This window comes from Acinetobacter sp. AS5, assembly GCF_048957595.1.
GTDB lineage: Bacteria > Pseudomonadota > Gammaproteobacteria > Pseudomonadales > Moraxellaceae > Acinetobacter.
In genome coordinates, this window is record NZ_JARDAL010000047.1 from 20,399 (window position 1) to 29,669 (window position 9,271).

Genomic DNA, 9,271 nt, shown 5'->3' on the forward strand with positions numbered 1-9,271 from the left:
TAATTTTTTATAGAGGTTTTTTTCATTTTACTCATTTATCTCTATACTGTTTCAATCCCTTATAACTTCAACTCTTTTTTGCGAATTTTGAGAAATCACATGACACAACTGACTTGCTTTAAAGCTTATGACATTCGTGGCAAACTCGGCACTGAACTGAATGAAGAGATTGCCTATAAAATTGGTCGTGCTTACGGACAGATCTACCAACCGAAAACCGTGGTGATTGGCTGTGACATCCGCCTGAGCAGTGAGGGCTTAAAACAGGCGACTATTCGCGGTTTAAATGATGCTGGAGTCAACGTGCTGGATTTGGGCATGACCGGGACTGAAGAAGTTTATTTCGGCGCATTTCATCTCGATGTCCAAGGTGGAATTGAAGTGACGGCCAGTCATAATCCGATGGACTATAATGGTATGAAACTGGTGCGTGAAAATGCCCGCCCGATCAGTGCCGATACCGGTCTTAAAGAGATTCAGGCCTTGGCAGAATCAGGGGAATTCGTTGAGGTTGTCCAAAAAGGTCATACTGAACAATATAATATCCTGCCAGAATTTATCGATCACCTGATGACCTATATCGATCCGGCAAAAATCCGCCCGATGAAACTGGTGATGAATGCTGGCAATGGTGCCGCAGGTCATGTGGTGGATGCGCTTGAACAGAAGTTTCGACAACTACAGATCCCGGTTGAATTTGTCAAAATTCACAATGAGGCCGATGGTAACTTCCCGAATGGCATCCCGAATCCAATTCTGGTTGAAAACCGTGATAGCACCCGTGATGCGGTCATTCAGCATGGTGCGGATATGGGCATTGCCTGGGATGGCGACTTTGACCGCTGCTTCCTGTTCGATGAAAAAGGTCAGTTCATTGAAGGTTATTATATTGTCGGTCTTCTGGCGCAGGCATTCCTGCTGAAGCAGTCTGGTGAAAAAATTGTCCATGACCCGCGTCTAGTCTGGAATACGCTGGATGTCGTGGAGCAGTATCAGGGGATTACCGTCCAATCAAAATCAGGTCATGCCTTCATTAAAGATGTCATGCGTGAACATAATGCGGCTTATGGCGGGGAAATGAGCGCCCATCACTATTTCCGTGATTTTGCTTACTGTGACAGCGGCATGATTCCATGGTTACTGGCTATGGCGGTACTGTCTGAAACAGGAAAATCCTTATCTTCTCTCGTGGAAGAAATGATCGCCAAGTTCCCATGTTCAGGTGAAATTAATTTTAAAGTGGCCGATACCCAGGCAACCATCCAAAAACTTTTCGATCATTATGCCGATCAACAACCTGAAATTGATCAGACTGATGGCGTCAGCCTGAATTTTGGTAGCTGGCGTTTTAATGTGCGCGCCTCCAATACTGAACCATTATTGCGTTTGAATATTGAAAGCCGCCGTGATCATAATCCACGACCGATGCGGGACTATGTCGATGAGCTGACCCAGCTGATCCAGGGCGATGCTTAAATCCTAAAAAAGCCTGAAAACAGTGCCCTTTAAACCAGAGAGAAGACTCCAGTTTTTAGGGTACTTTTCCGGCCTGAAGCTTTTATGGAAAATGTTTTTCGAGTATATCCACTGTGATATTTGTATTCATTTTTCGCGCAAACAGCATGCCTGACTGCTTCATTTTATCAAAATCAGACATATCTAAAGTTTTTGGATAATCCGGCCCGGAATCCCAGTCAATATATCTTAGCCCTGTTTCACAATCCTCTATCCTATGCTGGGCATGATAGATGCGTTGCTGAAAATGGGAATTATAAATAATGGTATGGAAAAAGATTTCATCTGCACAGAGTGAAGATTTAAAGGTTTTTGCATAATCCGGATTCGCTTCCAGATAATCTAGAATAAATGTCACCGCCTGATCGGTGAGAGTAATCCAGTTTGAACCTTTATATAGTTTAGGTAAATGAGAAATATCCTGTTTACGGAAGTGCCGGCAATACCATAATGCCCATCTGTTCAGGAACTGAAATAATGGTGATTTAGCTTTTTGATACATAATCGGTAAATACAGGACATTCACCCGTTGTTCCACATCATCTGCTAAATCATCATGACCCACAAACTCGGTCTGTTTTTGATATTCTTTTTCTAGAAATAATTCTCTTGCTGTATTGGAACATAAAGGAATGTCATCTCCAGACAGGAAGAAAAAATAGCCGTAATCATATTTTTGCGCTTCCTGCAGGAGTTTTAACATAACCTCGATTTGGCTATAGCTACCCCATCGTACATCTGTCCGGTCTGCTAAAAAATATACCTGATCATGCTGTCCGAATTGAGTATGAAATGGGGCAAGGTCGGCTTTCTGATCGACATGAATAAGAATAATACTATGAGGACTTTTCAGCAGCTCATTTACCAGAAAAACCAGTGAATGGGTAAGTTGATGACAAATGACCCCATAAATAAAATTCATATCTATGATCCATATCCTTTGGGATTCTGCTTCTGCCATTTCCAGCTATCGGCGAGCATATCCTCCAAGCCATATTCGGGTGTCCAGCCCAGTTCCTGCAGCGCACGTGCATTGTCCGCAAAACAGGTTGCGACATCGCCTTCACGTCGTGGTACCAACTCAAATGGAACAGCAACACCATTTACCTGCTCAAAGGTATTTTTGACTTGCAGGACTGAAATTCCATTGCCAGTACCAATATTCCAGGCACGACATCCTTGTGCAGTCAGACGATTATTCAAAGCACACAGATGTGCATTGGCCAGATCTACGACATGAATATAATCACGCACACCGGTACCATCGACGGTGTCATAGTCCTGACCAAAAATAGACAGTTTTTCACGACGGCCTACAGCTACCTGAGTTACATAAGGCATCAGGTTATTGGGAATCCCTTGTGGATCTTCCCCAATCTGGCCACTTTTATGCGCACCGACCGGATTAAAATAACGCAATAATGCAATTGACCAGCGTTCATCAGCTATGCATAACTTTTCGAGCAGTTGCTCAACGATCAGTTTGGTATAGCCATAGTTATTGGTCGGCATTCCGGTAGGCATCTCTTCATTTAAAGGTGAAGGATTATTTTCACCATAGACCGTAGCCGAAGAGCTGAAGACCAGTTTGAATACCTGTGCACGCTGCATCGCCTGCACCAGACTAATGGAACCGGCAATATTATTGTCAAAATAGGCCAAAGGAATCTGCTGGCTTTCTCCCACCGCTTTCAGCCCGGCAAAATGAATCACTGCATCAATCGACTGTTGCTGAAAGACCTGATCCAGTAACTGGCTATTCCGGATATCTCCTTCGACAAAGGTCAGACTTTTCTGAGTCAGCTTTTTTACCCGGTTTAAGGACTCAGCAGAGCTATTACACAAATTATCCAGTACAACGACCTCATGTCCGGCATTCAGCAATTCCACACAGGTATGTGAACCAATATAGCCTGCCCCGCCTGTGACCAGAATTTTCGCCATTTTACTTTCCTAATAGAACTTTAATTAAACCTTGGGTTGAGCCATCCAGACCATTCAGATCGGTCTGTTCACCATTCAGTATGGGCAATAACTGGTTGGCAATTTCCTTGCCTTTTTCCACGCCCCACTGGTCGAACGGATTGATATTCCACAGCACAGACTGAACAAATACCTTATGTTCATAGAGTGCAATAAGCATGCCTAAACTGTATGGGTTGAGCTCCTGCAATAACAGGGTAGTGCTCGGCTGATTACCTTCATATTGCTTATAGGCCGGCAAGCTAGCCAATTCAGCCTGATTTAGGGCTTCATTGCCAAAAGCCAGTAAGCGCGATTGCGCCAGACAGTTAGATAAGGCCAAATGATGTTGTTCTACCAATGCTTCGGCACTTTCTGCATAAGTATATTGCTGGCTGTTATAACGCTCTATCGGCGCAATAAAATCACAGCTGACTGACTGAGTTCCCTGATGCAATAACTGATAAAAGGCATGCTGGGCATTTGGACCCACTTCTCCCCAGATGATCGGACAGGTATCCAGCTGGACTTTTTCGCCATTACGCTGGATCGACTTACCGTTGGATTCCATTTCCAGCTGTTGCAAGTAAGATGCAAAGTATTTCAACCGACCATCATAAGGCAGAATTGCATGGGTTTGAATATCCAGAAAATTGGTATTCCAGGCTCCCAACAATCCCATCAATACCGGAATATTGCGTTCAAAAGGCTGGTACTGAAAATGCTGGTCCACCGCATAGGCGCCAGCCAGCAGCTGCTTAAAGCCTTCAATTCCGATACTCAAGGCAATTGGCAGTCCGATACAGGACCAGAGTGAATAACGCCCACCGACCCAGTCCCAGAGCAGCAACTGGTTTTCCGGCGCAATGCCCCATGCGGTCATTTTTTCCGGCTTGGTCGATACCCCAATAAAATGGTGCTTGAGGATATAAGGATGCTGACCTAATGCCTTTTCCAGCCACAGGCGTACCGTCTGGGCATTGGTCAGGGTATCAATGGTGCCGAAGGATTTGGAGGAAATAATAAACAGCGTCGTTTCCGGACGCAGCTGATGCAACAGCTCGGACAGCTGACTGCCATCCATGGTTGAAACAAAATGTACGTTCAGTGGCTGAGCAGACTGGTATTTAAAATCAGATAAAGCATGCGTGACCATCAAGGGACCCAGATCTGATCCCCCTACCCCGATATTGACCACATCCTGAATGACTTCCCCGGTGGCACCGCGACGCTGTCCGGCATGAATCTGTTCCACCAGCGCATACATTCGTTCCAGCTGGGCATGTACATCAGCTGCCAGATCAGCATGCTGTTGATCCTGTTTGGGCAGGCGCAGTGCCCAGTGCATGGCAGCACGCTGCTCGGTATAGTTGATTTCCTGATTGGAAAATAGGGAGCCAATCCACGATCTGAGGTTCTGTACGTCAGCCCATTCGATCAGGCCTTGTAGCACATTTTGATTGATTCTGTGTTTGCTATAGTCAAATAGCAGTTGTTCAAACTGAATGGAATATCGATTAAAGCGCTCCGGGTCAGCAGCAAACAGTTCCCGCAGATGCTCAGATTGAAGTTGTTCTTTGTTTGAGGCTAATTTCTGACACACAGTTTCAGTGTCGAGATTTGGATTAAAATGGCTCAACATTAACGTCCCACCCCAATATAATTAAAACCACGTGTCTTGACATACGTCGGATCATACAGATTACGCCCATCCAGAATCAGGGGATGCTGCATTAGTTTGATCAAATACGGATAATCCGGACTGCCGTACTGTTTCCATGCCGTAATCAGACACAAGGCATGCGCCCCTTCCACAGCCTGATACTGGTCTTTACACAGGATCAGGTCTTCCCGTGGCCCATAGACCTTTTCAATATTTGCGATTGCCTGAGGATCATGTAGTTTGACCGTCACGCCTTGCGCCCACAAAGCGGTCAACATGGCATGTACCGGAGACTGCTGGATACTCGGGGTATTTTCCTTAAAGGCTGCACCCCAGATTGCAATGACCTTACCTTTTAAGTCACCACGGAAATAGTTCCAGAGTTTACGGAACAGCAGCTCTTTTTGCTGTTCATTAATGTCCCAAACCTGCTCCAGCAGCTGGTTTTTTACCCCTGAATCTGCCACTGCATGTGTCAAAGTCCGGATATCATGGGAGAAATTCTCTCCACCAAAACCGACACCGGGGAACAGATAGGCAGAACCAATCCGGTTATCCGCAGCCATGCCTTGCCGTACCTGCTCAATATCAATGCCCAGTTTTTCTGCCACGCTGGCCAGATCATTCATATAACTGATCCGGGTGGCCAGCATGCCGGAAATACTCAGCTTGGTAAATTCAGCATCCAGAACTGGCATAAATAAATATTGTTGGGTACGTGGAAATAATGGCCGTAATAATTCTTTGATTTTAGGCTGTATATCTGCATGATCACAGCCCACAATCAGTTGGGTGGCCTGAGTAAAGCTACGCAGTGCATTCCCTTCCTGAATAATATCTGGCAGATAAATCCAGTCATCATTCGGTAACAGTTGCTGAAAGCGTTGCGTACCATGCAAGCCAAAGGTCGAAGCATTAATCATCAGTTTGGGATGGGCAAAACAGGCATGCCGGATGGTGTCCAGCATCTGAAACGCCTGCTGTTCTTCAGTCGCATTAAAACTAAAGAAAAACACATCCTGATTAAAATCCAGATGCTGAAAATCGCAACAGTTTAAAAAGCCAGATTTTTCCTGTTTTTGCAGTAATAGCTGAAGAGATTCATCCTGGAAATAGGGCCGAGCTGACTCAGCTACATTGAAGCTATTACACCAGACCACCTGATGACCACATTCAGATAAAAGAGCTGAAATGACTCCGGAAAATAAGGTTTTTCCCAATACTGCGACTTTCATAATATTCCTTTTTATTATTTTTTCTTACAAAGCCAGTTCCTGAATCAATGCTTTAAACTCGCTACCGAGTTTAGGATGATCGACGCCATAATGTAAAACAGCTTTTAGATATCCCAACTTACTGCCACAGTCAAAGGTCTGGCCTTTCATGCGATATGCTTCTACAGCTTCTGTTTGTTGCAGCATTGCAATTGCATCGGTCAGCTGGATTTCATTACCTGCCCCGCGTGGGGTCTGTTCTAAAAGTTGCATGATTTTGGCCGGCAGAATATAACGTCCGACCACAGACAAATTCGAAGGTGCCGTTCCGACCGCCGGTTTCTCGACAATGCCTTGCATGACGATGCTTTCCCCTTCCTCAGGCGATGCTGCAACATCAACAATGCCATACTGGTCCACCAGATGTTCAGGCACCGCTTCTACCATGATTTGTGACGCCTGAGACTGAGTATAACGTTGAATCATACGTGCCAGGTCATTTTCCGTGTCTTGGTCTTTCACCAGTACATCCGGTAACAGCACCGCAAAATCATCATCGCCAATCACGGCTTTGGCACACAGTACCGCATGACCCAAACCTAAAGGTTGCGGCTGACGTACGCTAATCACACTCACGCCCGCAGGCAGAATTTCAGTAATTTCTTTGAGTAAGTCCGTTTTGTTTTTTTGCTCAAGCGTGGTTTCAAGTTCAAAGTTACGATCAAAATAATTTTCAATCGAGGCCTTGGAAGAATGGGTCACCAGAATAATCTGCTCAATTCCGGCAGCAACCGCTTCACGTACCACATATTCAATCGCAGGGCGATCCACGACTGTCACCATTTCTTTAGGAATGGATTTACTGGCAGGTAAGAAACGCGTACCTAAACCAGCCACAGGGAGAATTGCTTTCTTAATCATATCTATAAAAACCTAGTTCACTTTAATTTCGTTACCGCGTACATAACCATCCACATAATGTTCTAATTGTGCCAGCGCCCATTCAATGTCGGTTTGAGTCGCTGTAAGTTCATGTATGCGGTTAAATACTGCCAGAATTTCTGCTAATGGATAATGTTTTTCGACAGATCGTAGAATACGCGTATGTGAAGTAATTTCTGTATTTTCTTCGTCAATCAGCAGTTCTTCATAAAGTTTTTCGCCTGGACGTAGCCCAGTATATTGAATTTCAATATCACCATTCGGGTCTTTATTATCTCTGACTTTGAGTCCGCTCAGCGCAATCATTTGTCGTGCCAGATCCTGAATCCGTACCGGCTCGCCCATATCCAGCAGGAATACATCTCCACCGGTACCCAAAGCACCAGCCTGAATCACCAGTTGCGAAGCTTCCGGAATGGTCATAAAGAACCGGGTCACTTCTGGATCAGTCACAGTAATCGGTCCACCCTTGGCAATCTGCTGTTTAAACAGCGGTACCACCGAACCCGAAGAACCGAGTACATTACCAAAACGTACAATACTGATCTGGGTCTGGTTCTGGGCTTCCGCCATGGCCTGACAATACAGCTCGGCCATACGCTTGGTCGCCCCCATCACATTGGTGGGACGTACCGCTTTATCGGTTGAAATTAACATAAAAGTTTCGACGCCTTTCTTCACCGCTGCATTCACACTAAAGGCGGTTCCGACAGCGTTGTTTTTTAGCCCTGCCAGAGGATTACACTCGACCAGCGGTACATGTTTATAGGCGGCAGCATGATAAACAGTCTGTACGCCATATTGTTCAATCACCCGTTCCAGCTTGGATTCATCCAGTACAGAGCCCAGAATCGGAATAATTTCACAGCTTGCCGTGAGGCGTAACTCTTTTTCAATACTATAGAGCGCAAATTCAGTCAGTTCATAAATGATAATTTTTGCCGGTTGGTTTTTAATGATCTGGCGGCACAGCTCTGAACCAATCGAACCACCCGCGCCTGTGACCATCACCACTTTATCTTTAATGTTTCTGGCCAGCAGCTCAGGAACCGGCGGAACAGGATCACGTCCCAGCAGGTCAATAATATCTACTTCCTGAATATCAGAAATTCGAATTTCACCATCGACCAGTTTGGTCAGACCTGGAATTTCAGTAATTTTTAAATGAGCCGGTTCTAAAAACTTGATGATTTCACTTTTACGGACCCGCCCTACCGAAGGCAACGCAATCAGAATTTCATCAATTTTTTGCTTGCGCATGAGTTTTAAGGCAGTCTGGGCATCATAGACTTTAAGTCGACCCAGCTGCTGTCCCGCCAGCGAGCGTTTGTCGTCAATAAACATGATCGGCAAATGTTCATTGGAACGATACAGTGCAGCAGCAACCTGTTGACCGGCATGACCCGCACCATAAATCGCAATGCGTTTTTTCTGTACATCGGCCTGCAAGTAGGAACGGATAATAAAACGGATGATGCCCCGGCTAAACCAGATCCAGGCAAACATCATAAAGCCGAACATCAGAGGAATAGAGGTCGGAATAAATGCCGGGGTAAAATAAGCCAGGGCATAAAGACCAGCGACAGTCAATGCCGTCGCCAGCCCCATCTTGATCATAAACACTTCATTATACGTACGGACAATAAAGCGATACACCCCACAGATAAAAAGTGAGGCTACTGCAATTACGCTGACCCAAACCGCACCAAAAGCCAGATTCGGTACCACTTCTGCGCCTAAATCGAATCGGCGAATGGCATAACATAGCCAGATCAAGACAGGAAAAGCACAAAAATCTAGAATAATTAAAAATGCAAGTTTGGCGGCTCGTGGTGATTCTACGAAAGGCGTAATGATCGATTTCACTGGGTACCTTGTCTCAATTCTAATAAATTTTTCTCTGTACACGACAAAAATAGATAACTCATTGAAATAATGACATAATAATTGTTTTCTAACGACGAATACTATGACA

At 45.1% G+C, this 9,271-nt stretch carries 7 protein-coding genes; 1 reads left to right on the top strand and 6 read right to left on the bottom strand.

Translation table 11 applies throughout. The annotated features are described in order from the left end of the window. Positions 1-99 precede the first annotated feature (99 nt). Positions 100-1,476 carry a phosphomannomutase CpsG gene (locus PV763_RS14125; protein ID WP_420938075.1) on the top strand — a complete coding sequence of 459 codons (1,377 nt, stop codon included), beginning with the start codon at positions 100-102 and terminating at the stop codon, positions 1,474-1,476. 82 nt (positions 1,477-1,558) lie between these two features. On the opposite strand, the gene PV763_RS14130 is transcribed toward PV763_RS14125, so the two are convergent. Genes PV763_RS14130 through PV763_RS14155 form a run of 6 tightly spaced genes read right to left on the bottom strand, consistent with a single transcriptional unit; the run spans position 1,559 to position 9,162 of the window. Beyond that, a complete protein-coding gene (locus PV763_RS14130) occupies positions 1,559-2,437 on the bottom strand; it encodes a beta-1,6-N-acetylglucosaminyltransferase (RefSeq protein ID WP_420938076.1) in 879 nt (292 codons plus the stop codon). A 2-nt stretch (positions 2,438-2,439) separates the two neighbouring features. Then, complete coding sequence (gene galE, locus PV763_RS14135; protein ID WP_420938077.1) at positions 2,440-3,459, bottom strand: UDP-glucose 4-epimerase GalE; 1,020 nt, start codon at positions 3,457-3,459, stop codon at positions 2,440-2,442. A gap of 1 nt (position 3,460) precedes the next feature. After that, positions 3,461-5,119 (bottom strand): glucose-6-phosphate isomerase, encoded by a 1,659-nt coding sequence (pgi, locus tag PV763_RS14140; protein ID WP_420938078.1) that lies wholly within the window; start codon positions 5,117-5,119, stop codon positions 3,461-3,463. Then, positions 5,119-6,375 (bottom strand): nucleotide sugar dehydrogenase, encoded by a 1,257-nt coding sequence (locus PV763_RS14145; RefSeq protein ID WP_420938079.1) that lies wholly within the window; start codon positions 6,373-6,375, stop codon positions 5,119-5,121. The genes pgi and PV763_RS14145 overlap by 1 nt, the downstream gene beginning before the upstream one ends. A 24-nt stretch (positions 6,376-6,399) precedes the next feature. Beyond that, positions 6,400-7,275: a UTP--glucose-1-phosphate uridylyltransferase GalU gene (gene galU, locus PV763_RS14150; RefSeq protein WP_420938080.1), complete on the bottom strand. Its 876-nt coding sequence runs from the start codon at positions 7,273-7,275 to the stop codon at positions 6,400-6,402. 12 nt (positions 7,276-7,287) lie between these two features. Next, positions 7,288-9,162, bottom strand: coding sequence for a polysaccharide biosynthesis protein (locus PV763_RS14155; protein WP_420938081.1), 1,875 nt, complete (start codon positions 9,160-9,162; stop codon positions 7,288-7,290). Positions 9,163-9,271 lie beyond the last annotated feature (109 nt).